The sequence below is a fragment of the Paraburkholderia sp. genome (assembly GCF_004298475.1).
GTDB classification, from domain to species: Bacteria; Pseudomonadota; Gammaproteobacteria; order Burkholderiales; family Burkholderiaceae; genus Paraburkholderia; species Paraburkholderia denitrificans.
The window spans coordinates 57,297-71,847 of the sequence record NZ_SCRP01000034.1; the positions used below are offsets into that span (position 1 = coordinate 57,297).

Annotated in this window: 16 protein-coding genes and 1 tRNA gene; 12 read left to right on the forward strand and 5 right to left on the reverse strand. The window is 61.9% G+C overall.

What is annotated here, in order from left to right; translation table 11 throughout:
* Nucleotides 1-97: 97 nt before the first annotated feature.
* The 3 genes from carA to gloB form a co-directional block, all read right to left on the reverse strand.
* Nucleotides 98-1,255, reverse strand: coding sequence for a glutamine-hydrolyzing carbamoyl-phosphate synthase small subunit (gene carA, locus EPN59_RS17010; protein WP_293046437.1), 1,158 nt, complete (start codon nucleotides 1,253-1,255; stop codon nucleotides 98-100).
* 650 nt (nucleotides 1,256-1,905) lie between these two features.
* Entirely contained in the window at nucleotides 1,906-3,555 is a 1,650-nt protein-coding gene (locus EPN59_RS17015) for a transglycosylase SLT domain-containing protein (protein ID WP_293035198.1), read from the reverse strand.
* Between the two features lie 153 nt (nucleotides 3,556-3,708).
* On the reverse strand, nucleotides 3,709-4,518 hold the full coding sequence (gene gloB, locus EPN59_RS17020) for a hydroxyacylglutathione hydrolase (RefSeq protein ID WP_293035200.1): 810 nt from the start codon (nucleotides 4,516-4,518) through the stop codon (nucleotides 3,709-3,711).
* A 21-nt stretch (nucleotides 4,519-4,539) separates the two neighbouring features.
* Here gloB and EPN59_RS17025 point away from each other — a divergent pair, with 21 nt between their 5' ends.
* The 12 genes from EPN59_RS17025 (at nucleotide 4,540) to EPN59_RS17080 (ending at nucleotide 13,336) form a co-directional block, all read left to right on the forward strand.
* Nucleotides 4,540-5,373 carry a class I SAM-dependent methyltransferase gene (locus EPN59_RS17025; RefSeq protein ID WP_293035202.1) on the forward strand — a complete coding sequence of 278 codons (834 nt, stop codon included), beginning with the start codon at nucleotides 4,540-4,542 and terminating at the stop codon, nucleotides 5,371-5,373.
* Nucleotides 5,370-5,819 (forward strand): ribonuclease HI, encoded by a 450-nt coding sequence (rnhA, locus tag EPN59_RS17030; RefSeq protein WP_293035204.1) that lies wholly within the window; start codon nucleotides 5,370-5,372, stop codon nucleotides 5,817-5,819. The genes EPN59_RS17025 and rnhA overlap by 4 nt, the downstream gene beginning before the upstream one ends.
* A 42-nt stretch (nucleotides 5,820-5,861) precedes the next feature.
* Complete coding sequence (gene dnaQ / locus EPN59_RS17035; protein ID WP_293035206.1) at nucleotides 5,862-6,620, forward strand: DNA polymerase III subunit epsilon; 759 nt, start codon at nucleotides 5,862-5,864, stop codon at nucleotides 6,618-6,620.
* A 48-nt stretch (nucleotides 6,621-6,668) separates the two neighbouring features.
* A tRNA-Val gene (locus EPN59_RS17040) sits at nucleotides 6,669-6,743 on the forward strand.
* A 164-nt stretch (nucleotides 6,744-6,907) separates the two neighbouring features.
* Nucleotides 6,908-7,930: a site-specific integrase gene (locus EPN59_RS17045; protein WP_293046439.1), complete on the forward strand. Its 1,023-nt coding sequence runs from the start codon at nucleotides 6,908-6,910 to the stop codon at nucleotides 7,928-7,930.
* An 82-nt stretch (nucleotides 7,931-8,012) separates the two neighbouring features.
* Entirely contained in the window at nucleotides 8,013-8,225 is a 213-nt protein-coding gene (locus EPN59_RS17050; protein ID WP_293035210.1) for a hypothetical protein, read from the forward strand.
* 1 nt (nucleotide 8,226) lies between these two features.
* A complete protein-coding gene (locus tag EPN59_RS17055; RefSeq protein ID WP_293035212.1) occupies nucleotides 8,227-8,556 on the forward strand; it encodes a hypothetical protein in 330 nt (109 codons plus the stop codon).
* An 8-nt stretch (nucleotides 8,557-8,564) separates the two neighbouring features.
* The gene (gene traW / locus EPN59_RS17060; protein WP_293035214.1) at nucleotides 8,565-9,770 is read left to right on the forward strand and encodes a conjugal transfer protein TraW; all 1,206 of its coding nucleotides are present in this window, start codon (nucleotides 8,565-8,567) and stop codon (nucleotides 9,768-9,770) included.
* Between the two features lie 9 nt (nucleotides 9,771-9,779).
* Nucleotides 9,780-10,286: a hypothetical protein gene (locus tag EPN59_RS17065; protein WP_293035216.1), complete on the forward strand. Its 507-nt coding sequence runs from the start codon at nucleotides 9,780-9,782 to the stop codon at nucleotides 10,284-10,286.
* A 14-nt stretch (nucleotides 10,287-10,300) separates the two neighbouring features.
* The gene (locus EPN59_RS17070; protein WP_293035218.1) at nucleotides 10,301-10,603 is read left to right on the forward strand and encodes a hypothetical protein; all 303 of its coding nucleotides are present in this window, start codon (nucleotides 10,301-10,303) and stop codon (nucleotides 10,601-10,603) included.
* Nucleotides 10,600-11,121, forward strand: a complete 522-nt coding sequence (locus EPN59_RS17075) for a hypothetical protein (protein ID WP_293035220.1) — start codon at nucleotides 10,600-10,602, stop codon at nucleotides 11,119-11,121. Before EPN59_RS17070 ends, EPN59_RS17075 begins: the two co-directional genes overlap by 4 nt.
* A 10-nt stretch (nucleotides 11,122-11,131) precedes the next feature.
* Nucleotides 11,132-13,336 (forward strand): DotA/TraY family protein, encoded by a 2,205-nt coding sequence (locus tag EPN59_RS17080; RefSeq protein ID WP_293046442.1) that lies wholly within the window; start codon nucleotides 11,132-11,134, stop codon nucleotides 13,334-13,336.
* Nucleotides 13,337-13,368: 32 nt separating this feature from the next.
* Here EPN59_RS17080 and EPN59_RS17085 read toward each other — a convergent pair whose 3' ends face one another.
* Both EPN59_RS17085 and EPN59_RS17090 read right to left on the reverse strand, forming a co-directional pair.
* Nucleotides 13,369-13,914 carry a hypothetical protein gene (locus tag EPN59_RS17085; protein WP_293035222.1) on the reverse strand — a complete coding sequence of 182 codons (546 nt, stop codon included), beginning with the start codon at nucleotides 13,912-13,914 and terminating at the stop codon, nucleotides 13,369-13,371.
* 257 nt (nucleotides 13,915-14,171) lie between these two features.
* Nucleotides 14,172-14,519 (reverse strand): hypothetical protein, encoded by a 348-nt coding sequence (locus tag EPN59_RS17090; RefSeq protein WP_293035224.1) that lies wholly within the window; start codon nucleotides 14,517-14,519, stop codon nucleotides 14,172-14,174.
* Between the last annotated feature and the right edge of the window lie 32 nt (nucleotides 14,520-14,551).

Sequence of the window (14,551 nt, forward strand, 5' to 3'; positions counted from 1 at the left end):
ACACCGCTCACTGCCGGATGCGCGCGTGGGCCGCTTTGTGTCGCGCGGCTCGCAGCGCTCCCTTGCCTGATGCCGGCTCGCGCCTTGCGCGCGCGCCTTACGCCGCCGCGCTGCGCTTGCCGCCCTTCGCTTCGTCCATCAGCGCGGTGAAGCGGTCGAACAGATAGCCGATGTCGCGCGGGCCCGGCGATGCTTCCGGGTGCCCCTGGAAGCAGAATGCGGGCTTGTCGGTCAGCTCGAACCCTTGCAGCGTGCCGTCGAAGAGCGAGACGTGCGTGACGCGCGCGTTGGCGGGCAGCGTATCGGCATCGACCGCAAAACCGTGGTTCTGCGACGTGATGACGACGCGGCCGTCACCGAGATCCTTCACCGGATGGTTCGCGCCGTGGTGGCCGGTTTTCATCTTCATGGTCTTGGCGCCCACTGCGAGGCCCATGATCTGGTGGCCAAGGCAGATACCGAATGTCGGGATGCCGCGCGCGATAAATTCCTGCGTCGCCTTGATCGCGTAATCGCACGGCTCCGGGTCGCCGGGGCCGTTCGAGAGGAACACGCCGTCCGGGTTGAGCGCGAGCGCGTCGGCAGCCGTGGCCTGCGCGGGCAGCACGGTGACGTGGCAGCCGCGCTCGGCCAGCATGCGAAGGATGTTCTGCTTCACGCCGTAGTCGAACGCGACGACCTTGTACTTCGGCGCGGCCTGCTTGCCATAGCCTTCGCCCAGACGCCATTCGGTAGTCGTCCACTCGTACGGTTCGCCCGTCGAGACGACCTTCGCGAGATCCATGCCCGCGAGCCCCGGGAACGAGCGTGCGAGTTCGATGGCCTTCGCTTCGTCGTCGGAACCGGCAAGAATGGCGCAGTTTTGCGCGCCCTTGTCGCGCAGAATGCGCGTGAGCTTGCGCGTGTCGATGCCCGCAATCGCCACGACGCCTTCGTCGCGCAGATAATCGTCGAGCGTGCGCTCCATGCGGAAATTCGACGCGAGCACCGGCAAGTCGCGGATGATCAGCCCGGCGGCATGGACTTTCGTGGCTTCGACATCTTCGGCATTGACGCCGACGTTGCCGATGTGCGGATACGTGAGGGTAACGATCTGGCGAGCGTAGCTCGGGTCGGTCAGGATTTCCTGATAGCCGGTGATGGCCGTGTTGAACACGACTTCACCGATAGTATGGCCCGGCGCACCGATCGAATAACCACGAAAGACCGTGCCGTCGGCAAGCGCGAGCAGAGCGGGAGAGAAAGACGGCAACACGGGAGACTCCTTGGGGGAACACCCAGTGCCGACCTGTTTATCCGACCGGTAACCTTGCGGCGGCTGCGGCGTCGGCATCCTCGGGATGCGCGCGCGGCTCGCTCGCTGGTTTGCTCGCTTTTGTCGCATTTTGCGGCGGGGCTGCGGCACTGCCGGACCTGGGTTTTGCACTCCACACGCAAGGTGTCGGGGCGGGCTTCGGTCGGCGCCGGGGGCCAGAGGCGCAATTCGCGGGCGGCGGATGAACGGATGGGGGGAGGTAGGCGCTAGGGTGCGGGTTGATAAGCTCAAACCTTCAAATTATAGCGCGAAAATGCCCTTTCTTTCAAATTTCAGGATGAGTCGCTCCGGACTGGCGTGCGTAGACAGCCGCGCGTCAACCGATGTAACGCCCTGTGTAAGAGCGGGCGTTACACCCTTTTCACTATAGCCCCCGGGCGCACCGCTACAAGGCGCTGCGTTTATGCCCTCGATTGCTCCCTCGATTGCGCCCTTTGTTGAATCCGGGCCATGTTCGCCGCGCGCTGCCGCGGCACGAACGAAAACGCCGCCACACGTATGGTGGCGGCGCATGAAGTCAAACGATGAGTGATCGGAGCGAATTGCCATGCGCTGCCCCCGCAACACATGAAGTCACCCTTCGCAAGCCGCTATTGTGCTTTCCGCTTGTGCGTATGGGTGACGGCCTTCTGGCGGCTCGCCGTCCCCTTCGACGCCTTGGCAGGCGCGGCGCTCGACGGCTTGACCTTCACCGGTTCGGAAACCTTGGTGATCTCGACGCGCACGCGACCATGCTTCTTATCGTAGCGCGACTTTGGCCCAGTGTCTGCAACCCGGGTGCCGATGCGCTGCACGCCACCGCCCGACACGTTTGTCGCGATGCGCACCGGTCCCGGTTCGCTCGGCATCGCCTTGCCGACCGGCACATGCAGAACGAGCACCTGACCCGGCATGACGAGCTCGCGATGCGTCTTGTTCCACGCCTTCAACTGGCCGACCGACACACCGTAACGGCTCGCCACCGCTTCCATCGACTGCTTGCGGCGCACGCGGATCAGCATCTTGCGCGTGTCGGGGACGTCCGGCTCCATGGCGAGCACGGCGCTTTCGGCAACGTTGGCGCTGATGTCCTCGTCGTCGTTGTCATCGGTGCGCGGCACGACGATCGTCGAGCCCGCCTTCAGCCGCATGCCCGCCGGAATCTTGTTCACCGACATCAGCGTACCCGCGTCCACGCCGATCTTCTGCGCAATCGCCGCGGGCGTCGCGCGCGAATCGGTCGTGTAGACCGTCCACGAAGACAGCTGCCCCCCGTACGACTTCAGGTTCTGCTCGAACGCGCTCGCATTGTCGAACGGCAGCAGGATCTGCGGCTGCGTTGCGCCGAGAATCACGGGCTTCTTGAACGAGGGATTGAGCGAGCGGAATTCGTCGGTGGTCATGTTCGCGAGCTTCGCGGCAACGTCCACGTCGATGTCGCGCGACGTGGTGACCGTGACGAAATACGGGTGGTTCGGGATCGTCGGCAGCGTGAGACCGTACTGCTGCGGATTCGTCACGATGTTCTTGACGGCCTGCAGCTTCGGCACGTAATTGCGCGTCTCGTTGGGCATGCGCAGGCTCTGGTAGTCGGTCGGCAGACCCGCAGCCTGATTACGCGCGATTGCGCGCTGCACGTTGCCCTCGCCCCAGTTATAAGCGGCAAGCGCGAGATACCAGTCGCCGAACATGTCGTGCAGGCGCGAGAGATAGTCGAGCGCGGCGCTCGTCGAGGCGAGCACGTCGCGACGCTCGTCCCGCCACATGTTTTGCTTGAGGTTGTACGTGCGGCCGGTACCCGGGACGAACTGCCACATGCCCGCGGCCTTCGCGACGGAGAGCGCCTGCGGGTTGTACGCGGATTCGATGAACGGCAGGAGCGCCAGCTCGGTCGGCATGTGGCGCGCTTCGAGTTCTTCGACGATGTGGTACAGGTACTTCTGCGAACGCTCCGTCATGCGCGCGACGTAGTCCGGACGCTGGGCGTACCAGTTCGCGTTCATGTCGACGAGGTCGGTTTGCAGATCGGGAATCTGGAAGCCGCGGCGGATACGTCCCCACAGGTCGGCATCTGCGCTCGTCAATTGGTTGACCGAGGCATTATCGACGTCGATGGTTTCTTTTGCGGCGGAGGTCTTGCGGAGCTGGTCGGCGGCGGCTTGGGGATCTTGGGTGGAGGAGCCCGAACGATTCGCAGATGGTCCCCCGCTCGCGCAGGCGGCGAGCATCAGGACCAGCAGCGCACTAAAGATAAATCGCATAAACATCTACTTCCGCATGGCTGGAATTTGCAGCCGATAGTACGGAAGCTGCGTGTTCCCGTCAATCGAAAATATTCGAAAAAGTCATGCAAATCCGCAAGTTGGGTGCGGTTCCACACTCATGGGATGAGCTTACCCATCGACAGGTTCGGGTCAGCGGAACGTGTTCTTCCATTCGCGCATCAGCGTAAATGCGGCCAGCCGGTCCGGCACCGTTTCATGCAGCTGATCCGCGAGCGTCGCCTGAACGGCGGGTTCGCTCGCGCGCAGAAACGGATTCACGGCGCGTTCGTGCGCGATCGTGGTCGGCAGCGTCGGCATGCCGCGCTCGCGCAGCGCCGCCGCGTCGCGGCTCCATGCACGCAGTGCAGCGTTGTCCGGGTCGCAGGCCAGCGCGAAACGGATATTCGACAGCGTGTATTCGTGTGCGCAATGCACTTGCGTATTGCCGGGCAGCGCCGCGAGCGCATCCAGCGATGCGAGCATCTGTGCGGGCGTGCCTTCGAAGAGCCGGCCGCAGCCGCATGCAAAGAGCGTGTCGCCGCAGAAGATGTGCGGCGTGCCGGCAGGGTCGGCGTCCTGGAAGTACGCGATATGTCCGCGCGTGTGGCCCGGCACGTCGATGACCGTGAAGTCGAGCGCGGGCGCCTCCAGATGTACGCGCTCGCCGCCCGCCACACGCGTGACGAAGGGATCGACTGGCCCGAGCGCTTCGCCGGACGGCCCATAAACGGGAACCCGCTCGTCATGCAGCAGAGCGGCTACCCCGCCGACGTGGTCCTTGTGGTGATGGGTGAGTAAAATAGCGACGAGCCGCCAGCCGCGTTTCGCCAGACAGGCGCGAACCGGCGCGGCATCGCCCGGATCGACGGCGATTGCATTGTGGCCGTCCGAAACGACCCAGATGTAGTTGTCTTCAAAAGCCGGAACCGGTACGTATTCGTACGAAAGCGGACTCTTCATTGGGGCGGCGTATTCTTCGACATGTCTGACCGAACGATTATAGACTGGCCCGCCTGGACCGCTTCGCCCGCCGGTAAGTACGTCCTCGACTGGGAACAGGAACAGCTCGACCGGGTGGTATCGAATATTTTCGGCTACCACGCGCTGCAGCTCGGCATGCCGCAGCTCGACGCCCTGCGCGAAAACCGCATGTCGTGCCGCGGTCTCGTGCTCGACGGCGCGAGCGCCGCGAGCGCGCCGTACACTGCGCCGTCCGCACACGCCGATGGCAACAGCGGCGCCATACAGCCGCGCCACGCGCCCGTTGGCCGCAGCACCGTCTGGTGCGACCTGCTCGATCTGCCGTTCGAGGCGCAGAGCGTCGACCTCATCGTGATGCCCCACGCCCTCGAATTCACGAGCGACCCGCACCGCCTCCTGCGCGAAGCCGAGCGCGTCTTGATGCCCGAAGGCCAGTTGGTGATCGTCGGTTTCAATTCGCTGTCACTCTGGGGCGCGCGACAGTCGGTGGGCAAGCTCGCCGGGCAGCCGTTCCTGCCCGCGCGCCAGGATCTGATCGCGTTCACGCGGCTGAAAGACTGGATCAAGCTGCTGGGCTTCGAGCTTGAGCGCGGGCGTTTTGGCTGCTATCGTCCGCCGCTCGCCACCGACAAGTGGCTTGCGCGTTACGCCTTCATGGAAGCCGCCGGCGACCGCTGGTGGCCGATTTTCGGCGCCGTCTATATGGTCACGGCGATCAAGCGCGTGCGCGGCATGCATCTCGTCGGCCCGCTGAAGGTCAAAAAACCGGTGCTGGCGCCGAGCCTGAAGGCCGCCACCACTACGCCCTCCCCTACACGCAACAAGGAAACATGACTGCTCCCGATTTCGTCGAGATCTTCACGGACGGCGCCTGCAAGGGCAATCCCGGCCCCGGCGGCTGGGGCGCGCTGCTGCGCTTCGGCACGCAGGAAAAAGAGCTGTTCGGCGGCGAGGCCGTGACGACCAACAACCGCATGGAACTCATGGGCGTGATCGCCGCGCTCGAGGCGCTCAAGCGCCCGTGCCGAGTGATCGTCCACACCGACTCGCAATATGTCCAGAAAGGCATCAGCGAGTGGATCCACGGCTGGAAGAAAAAGAACTGGATGACGGCCGCGAAAACGCCCGTCAAAAACGACGACCTGTGGAAACGGCTCGACGCGCTCGTCGCGCAGCACGAGGTCGAATGGCGCTGGGTGAAAGGTCACGCCGGCCATCCGGAGAACGAGCGCGCCGACGCGCTCGCGAACCGCGGCGTCGCCTCGCTCGCCGAACTCTGAACCGAGTCACGCCTTTACACGTAGCAACCTGATTTATCCGACATGCGCCAGATCATTCTCGATACCGAAACCACCGGCCTGAACGCCCGCACGGGCGATCGCATCATCGAAATCGGCTGCGTCGAGCTGGTGAACCGCCGGCTCACCGGCAAGAACCTGCACTTCTACGTCAATCCGGAACGCGACAGCGACCCGGGCGCGCTCGCCGTGCACGGCCTGACGACCGAGTTCCTTTCGGACAAGCCGAAGTTCGCCGAAGTCGCCAACGAGATCCTCGATTTCGTGACGGGCGCGGACATCATCATCCACAACGCGCCGTTCGACATCGGCTTCCTCGACGCCGAACTCGCGCTGCTCGGCAAGCCGCCGTTCAGGGAGCACTGCGCCGAGATTATCGACACGCTGGTGCAGGCCAAGCAGATCTTCCCGGGCAAGCGCAATTCGCTCGATGCGCTGTGCGAGCGCTTCGGCATCAGCAACGCGCACCGCACATTGCACGGCGCACTGCTCGACTCGGAACTGCTCGCCGAGGTGTATCTCGCGATGACGCGCGGCCAGGAGAGCCTCGTCATCGACATGCTGGGCGAAACCGCCGCAGCGGGCGACGTTGCTGCGCCGCGCGTGCAGCTCGAGACGCTTGTGTTGCCCGTGATCGCGGCGAGCGCCGAAGAGCACGCGGCGCACGAAGCTGTGCTCGACGGCATCGACAAGTCGCTCAAGGGCACGAGCGTATGGCGCACGCAGCCGGTTGTGGAAGAGCCAAAACCGGCCGAAACAGCGGCTGCTACGCAGTCTGCTTAAAAAGCACTTTACAAGCCTCGAAAAGTTCGTCATAATTCAAAGCTCTTCGGGTGGTTAGCTCAGCGGTAGAGCACTGCCTTCACACGGCAGGGGTCACTGGTTCGATCCCAGTACTACCCACCAGATTCATGGGTACGTTGGAAGCCCGAAGAACAAAGGCCCTCAGGCGTTAGCCGAGGGCCTTTTTCTTTGGTCTGAAACCTCCCGGAATTCGCCTTTTGGCGCAAAAGTGGCGCACTCAGACAATAAGCCCAGACGCAACAAGAACCACATAGTCTGGAGCATTGATGGCATCAATCTGGAAGCGCGGGGACTACTGGCGGGCCGCAGTTCGCCGTCAGGGCTATCCCGAGCAAACGCGTACGTTCGACACCAAGGGTGACGCTGAAGCATGGGCACGCCGACTGGAGTCGGAAATGGACCGGGGCATCTTCGTCGACCGGACAGAGGCCGAACGCAACACCCTTGACGATCTTTTCAAGCGGTACGCCGAAGAGGTTTCACCACACAAGAAAGGCGGCGCAGACGAATTATTACGAATTCGCAAGCTTCGCAAAGACCCTATAGCTCGATACAAGATCACCGCGCTCAGCAGCAAGGTCCTGGCTGGCTATCGTGATCGTCGGCTAACAGAAGTCTCCGGCTCAACGGTAAACCGCGAGCTTACGCTGATCAGTCATGTTCTAAACGTGGCGAGACGCGAATGGTCTGTTCACTTCGAAACCAACCCCGTGTCCGTCATCCGTCGTCCGCGAGAAAATCGAGCCCGCACCCGTCGGCTGTCGCATGACGAAGAACAGCGACTGCTCGCAGAATTGGCACCCAGTCCACGCGACGAGAACGGCCGCTTTGAATGCGGCGGCAGCCGAAACGACTGGGTAAGACCGATCGTCATTGTCGCGGTCGAAACCGCGATGCGACGAAGCGAAATCTTGTCGCTGCGCTGGTCCGATGTGTTTCTGGAGGATCGGTTCGTCCGGCTGCACGATACGAAGAACGGTGAATCGAGGGACGTGCCACTATCGAGCCGCGCTGTTGCCACGTTGTCCGCCCTACCCCGCCACATCACCGGCCGAGTTTTTCCCATTTCCGCCGATTCGCTGAAGAAGGTCTTTCTTCGCGCCTGTGAGCGCGCTCAGCTCGACGACCTCCACTTCCATGACCTTCGTCGAGAGGCCTGCACGCGCCTCGCGGACAGAGTGGACAACGTTCTCGAACTGGCCGCCATAACAGGGCACCGAACGCTCAACGTACTGCACCGCGTTTACTACAAGCCACGCGCCAGTGATTTGGCCCGGAAACTCGGCTGATCGTCTCAAAAGCGGCGTGCTGGCCGGCTGCTACCGGCCAGCACGCCTGACCACAACTCACCTGAACAAGAGAGGTGAAATCATGGCTGCACCCATTTTACCGGCCCACCCCCTCTATGGCCTGCCGCTCGATTGCGAGTTGGCCGTCGTCTTCGAAACGGAAGACCCGTTTCATATGCCACTCGATCGGCTCGAAAGTCTCATCGAGGACACGGAACCCGGCACGGAAATGCGTGGGTATCTGTGCGGCCTCTACGATCTGCGCCGCGCCGTCGTCTACGCACGGGGGCACTGACATGAGCAAAGTCATTTGCGCATGCCTGCTCGTTGCCGCGTCGGCAACAGCCTTTGCCGATCAACGCGCCGTCTCCGACGTGATCGCATCCGCGCAGGCCGCGGCCGATGCGCACCGGGCCGAAGTCACTGCGCAACTCAAGTCCGGAGACGACACGGCTATGGATCGTGTTGTGACGGTGTGTGACTGCGTGAACGGGGTATCCGTCTACCGTCAAACGACGCTGCGGCAGTACCTGAACGAAGGCAAGGCCCTTGCCATGAAGGCGCGGTTGCTCGAAACGTTCGTATCCGCTCCGACAGCGATGCGCCTGCTTTCCTCCTGCCACTGAGAAGCCCCATGAAGCTGAGAAAAACTGTCCTATGCGCCGCGCTGGCCGGCTCGACCATGCTTTCGACCAGCAGCGCCTACGCGTTGTGTGATGGCTGTGTGGTGAGTGCGATTGAGCAAGCGTCACTGACGCTCACCAACCTCATCCAAGGGTTCGGAACATCGTTCGCGAACCTGTACAACGAAATCGATACAGATATCGCGGGCATTGGCACGAAGATCTCGAACGCCGTTACGCAGGCGTCCGACTCGCAGCGCGAAATGGCGCTCGAAGTCCAGCGACAGCAGGAAATGGATCAGGTCGCCCGTGAAACTGAGTTGCCGATCGACCCGTGCGCCACGTCTTCGAGCAACTATGCGGTGCAAGCCGTTAGCGGCGCTGCCTCGGTCTCGTCGTCGCTGCGTCCGGGTGGCGCACACGTCAGCTATACGCCACTCGACAAGGCGCTGAACTCGCCTGCCCCGTCTGTTGAGGCTTCGCGCCGTGCTTCGGCGAGCATCCACGCCGATAACTACTGCACGCCTCTGGAGGTGCAGCTTGGTTATCCCGGCTGCAAGGCGTCCCAAATGCCCGATGGCGATGCGGACGTGGACAGCGTTTTCATCGGTGCAGGCGTGCCGGGTAAGGGCGTCGATCTGACGTTCACGCAGCAGCAGCAGGACGCGGCACGCGCCTATGCGCGCATGTCGATCGACCCGCAGCCGCCCGAGAGTATCAACAAGGCCGAGGCAGGAACGGAGGCCGGCAAGCTGTATATCGCGATGCAGAAGGCTTACCAGGCCAACATGTCGAGCGCGATCAAGCCGATGAATGACCTGATAGGCTCCCGTCAACCGTTCAACGGCAGCGCCCAACTGATTCAAGAACTCAAGCAGTCGGACGCCGCCGCGCAGTATTTCAATGCAACCGCATCGAGCGTCGCCAAAAGCACGGGCACGATGAGTCTCGCTGAACTCGAAGATTTCGAGGCTGGCCGCCGTTGGAAAAATCCGTATTGGCACATCGAATTCGGGGCTGTGGCGGACCCGACGAAGCTCTTGCGCGAACTACTGTTTGCGACCGCCTTCCAGGTCTACCAAACCCATGAGCACGTCGAGGCGCAGCGGCAAACTAACTTGCTCCTGGGGCAACTGCTCGCAGCCAATGAACGCGGAACGGATCGCACCGCGATCGAAACGCAGCTACAGCGCGTGCGCGCGACCAATGCTCGATAAGGAGTGACCGTGAAGCCAAAGAGACAGAGTTTCGGGTGTGCGTTGGCAATGGTGTTGATCGCTACGGCGCTCGCTCAACCCGTGCAAGCTGCTTGCACGATGCAAACGGAAATGTCGAACGCTCAGGCTCAAGAGCAGCAACGCCGTTTGAACAACATCAACACCAATTTTCAGCAGCTTCAGCTACTCAACCAGTTGCAGACGGCCTGCCTCGAAAATTTCCCCGACTACCCGACGCAGTACCTCGGCAATAGCTCGGTGATGACGACGGCGTTCAACAAGATCAAGCAGGCGTCCTGCCAGTCGCTCGCGAACAAGGCCCGGCAGACCTCGGTGCAGGCAATGGCCACAGCGCAAGCCCAGGTGCAGCAGCAGATTGATGCCATTCAAAAGAACGTGGCCGGCTCTACAGCCGGGTCGAGTGGATTGCTATCGGGCGCAGTCAGCCAGGTTACGCCATCGTCCAGCGGCGTGTTGTCAACGATCACCGGCAGCCTGGCTAGGCTGTTCCAGTAAAGAGAGCGGCACATATGACCATCAGCCATTTCCTTCATGTGCTCGCCGCTTCGCCGCGCGTCTTGGCCCGCCGCCGCGCACGTGGTGGCCTCACACATGAGCAGTTCAAGGATGCCTGCCTCGTCGTCCAGATTTGTCTTCTCGTGCATTGCTTTGTCGCCGCCTTGATCTGGTGGGCGCGTAGCCACGAAGGCGATCCGACGCGTTGGCTCGGCGTCGCGGTGGCCGTAGCGTGGGTCATCTTTTTCTGGTGCTTCCTCTTGAAGCAGGCATATCAAACGGTCGAAAACGCAGTCGCGCGGGAGATCCAACGATGAGCAACGAAACGAAGAAAACCAGCATCGGCCGCCGCGTCGTGCGTGCGAGCCTCTACATGGTCCCAGGCTATCCAGTCTATAAGGCGTTCAAGTCCGCCAAGGAAACGGCCAGCAGCGGGGCAAAGACGTTGCGCGACCTGCACAACGAACTCGAACGGCAACGACCAACGACCCGGCACGTGCGAACCTATCGCGAAGCACTTGCCCTCCGACCGGCCGATGCGCTGCCGCTGCCGCAGATCGCGCGGAAGTGTCTCAATAGCAAGAGGGTGTGCCTTCTCGTCGCGTACCTGTGCCTTTTGTACTTCATCTATGGGGTGGTCGGCGAAGACTTGCTGGCCGTGTTCAACAGTGTGTTTGGTGCCATGCTCCCGTTGCTTTTCACGGTCAAATACGAGCATCAACTATGGCAACTGGAGACCGGCCCGCAACGGCCCGACGAGCCTCTCGGCGGCTACCGCGATTTCTTCCGCTCTCGCGGGGCGCTCCTGCGGTTGGTCAATCCGCGCCTGTTCTAGATCACGGGGTATGTCGATGCTCAAGATACTTAAACGGACTGCTGTGGCCGTCCCGCTCATCCTCGTAACAGCAACGTCATTTGCCCAACAGGCGAGCGTTTCGATGGGCGATATCCAGAACGCCGCGAATCGCAGCGGCGACAAGTCGATGTCTCTGCTCGAAACGGTGTTCGGCTCGATCGTTCGCAATCCGTTGACCGCTGGAAGCGGTGCCGGCAGCATGGTCGCGCAAATGTTTCTCGTGCTGAATTCGTGCATGCTCGCGGTCGGTGCGATCTGGGCCACGTACCACTTTGTCGCCTCCCTGATTGCGACCGGCCAGGATGGCGAGTTCATGGGTCAGAAGAAGTCGTCGCCCTGGTTCGTGATTCGAACGTCTACCGGCTTTTCTTCGCTCGTTCCGGTCTTTGGCGGCTTCAACGGTGCGCAGGCGATCATGCTGTGGGGAACGGTGCTCGGCGTCGGCATTGCCAATCTCACGATGGACGCCGCCCTGACTGTGCTCAATAGCGGCGGCTCGATGATCGCGACGCCGGCAGCGCCGCAAGCAACGACGTTGGCGAAGGCCCTTTTCGAAGCCAATCTGTGCGCGCAGGCTGCGAACACGGCCATCGATAACATGCCCAACGACACGGGCGTATCGGTCGATACCGCCGAGAAATTCAACTCAGCCGGAACCGGGACAAAGATCGTCCTGATGAACCGGCGCGGCCTCTCATGCGGCGGAGCGGAGATCAGCATTGCAGCCCCGCCGTCGATCCCACAATACGACGGTATGGCCGTCTATGCGAACGATCCGAACCAGGCGTATGAAAAACTGCTCGCCGAGCACCAGAATGCGCTCAAGGCGATGCAATCAACGCTGGCCGGTGCTGCGCAGACCTACGTGTCCATTATCAACACCGGACAGGCTCCGCCGGCCGACCCTGCGAACACCATCAATCAGGCCGCATTGCAATACCAGGCCACGATCACGAAGGCGCTCGCAGACTCATCGAGCGGCATCAACCAGCTCGCAAGCGTCATCCAGTCAAACCTCCAGCGCGACGGCTGGGTCATGATGGGCACCTGGTATCAGACTTTCGCGCAGGCGAACTCGCAGCTAACGAGCTTGGCGGATGCGACGGCCGCAGCAGTGTCGGGAACCAGCCCCGACAATCTGCCTTACCCGCAGCTATACCGAAAAGTCAGTGCCGTCTACAGCCAGCAACTACAGCAGGACGCATCGGTTACAACGACGCCTGGTGCGCTGGATAACCTGTCGGTAGGTATCACCGGAACGGACCCGAAAAGCATCCTCGGCAAGCTTGTCAACACGCAAGGTCTGGTGAGATGGGCGATCAACCTCAACTCGGGGCAAGGGCCAAACGGATCGACCAATCCCCTGATCGGCATGAAAAACCTCGGCGACTACATCCTCGACGCGGGCTGGACTGCGCTCGGCACGTTTAGTGCCGCCAAGGCTGTCGCGGGCGCGGCGAAAGAGAGCATGGCCGGAAAGATTGCCGATGTGGTGACAGGTGGCATTACAGGACTGTTGACGGGCGCGGGCGACGGCCTGTTAAGCGCGGTCGGTCCGTTCGTCTTCACGCTCATCCTGACATTGTTTTTCTTCGGCATGATGCTCTCGATCTATATCCCGATGCTGCCGTTCATGGTGTGGTTCGGGGGCGTGGTCGGATGGTTCGCTGTCGTTTGTGAAAGCGTCGTTGCCGCACCGCTATGGGCGTTCGCCCACCTTGACGGCGAAGGCGAAGGCATGGGCCAACGCACCACGCATGGCTATATCTTCCTGCTGAACGTGATGTTTCGCCCCGTCTTCATGATGCTCGGCTTCGTTTTTGGTGGGGCAGGCGTGGTTGTGCTCGGCACGTTGCTCAACACGATGTTCGGCGTAGCATTGGCAAACGCGCAATTCGACTCGACAACCGGGCTGGTGAGCATCATCGGCTACATCGCCCTGTACGTGAGCATGTGCCTCAGTCTGGTCAACGGCGCGTTCGCGCTCATCCACGTGATACCCGACCAGGTGTTCGCGTGGGTCGGCGGACAGATGACGGGTGCGGTTGGTCGAGACATGCACGACAGGTCCAAGGGAGTCTTTGACGCGGGTACGAAGCACGGGCAAGGATCTGCAACGGCATCGATCGGGCGTGGTGGATCTCCGAAACCGGCCGGTCCGGGGACCGTACCGCCTCCACCAGCAGACGTTTAATGGATAAGGCCCGTCGATTGACGGGCCTTATTTCATTGCGCGAGCGCTTCGGTGATCGCCTCGATGCGCGCGTCGAACAGCGCATCGGGAATGATGTTGCGATCTCTAAAAGCATCGTCCTGCGTCGCCCGCTCTGCCTCGATCAGCAGTCGAGCAAGCTCGACCAGTTCCGGGTAGGGGCGCACACTCGCCATCTGGTCACGCACGGTTTGAGAAAAGGACGTTGCCTCGTGAGGCATAGCCGTCTTCGCGAGCAGCAGCGCCCCGGCGACAGTCCGGGTCGCGTCGCTCACCAGGCGCGCGCCGTGGTCGTTCGATGCAAACGCCACAAGCCGGTCCATCAGGTCGCCATGCGTGCCGTCCGAAAACAAATCCAGCACGACCGCCTGCACGTCCGGGTCGGGCAGGGTGATGCGATAGCGGCGACCGTCGCCGACGAGCCGTCCAGTTTCGCGGTCCATGTAGCACGGCTGTATGCCCTTCGCTTCGAGTTCGCGGACTGCCTTTTCAACGGCGGCTTTGGCGCGCGCGAAAAACTCCGGGCTTGTCATGTAGCGGCCCAATTCGTCGGCTGGCATGGCCTCTTCTCCTTGTTGATACAAGCATACGCCTACCGCCCGGACCCTCGAAAGAGTTGATTTCTGTCGTCGCACCGCGCAGGCGCGACCAGATAACCTCAGTCGGCGGGCAAAGCGATGCGAAAATTTTGGGCCTCTCGATCCGTTCGGCTAGCTCGCCGCTCCCACGACCCTCGCCGATCATCGCTAGGGGCACCACGGGGCTGGTTTCATGCCGGTAGAAGACGGCCGGCAAACCTACTCGCTGTGATGCAGCCTTATAGCTGGATCTGCGGTATGCGCGCCCTCTTCAAAGCGGTCTCGACAATGATGTTCCGGTGTTCTTTGGACACGAGCGGATTTGACGGACTGACCTTCGCGAGTTCGTCCGCAATATTTCCCTGCAAGGCATCGAGTGCTTCGGTCCGCGCCTGCATGGCCTCCAACTTCTGACGCAAGGCGTCCCGCTCCTGCTCGACGGTTGAAAGTTTGGCCTTGAGCTTGCCAGCGTACACCATCCACTGCTTAGCTACTTCGCCATTCTGCTCTGCGACCTGTCTGTTTTGGTCCGCAATGCGGCGGTTACGTTGGGCAACGCCAAGCGTGTAGGGATCAAACTCAGGCATGGCCGGGACTCCCGTAGTGTTATCGACGGCGC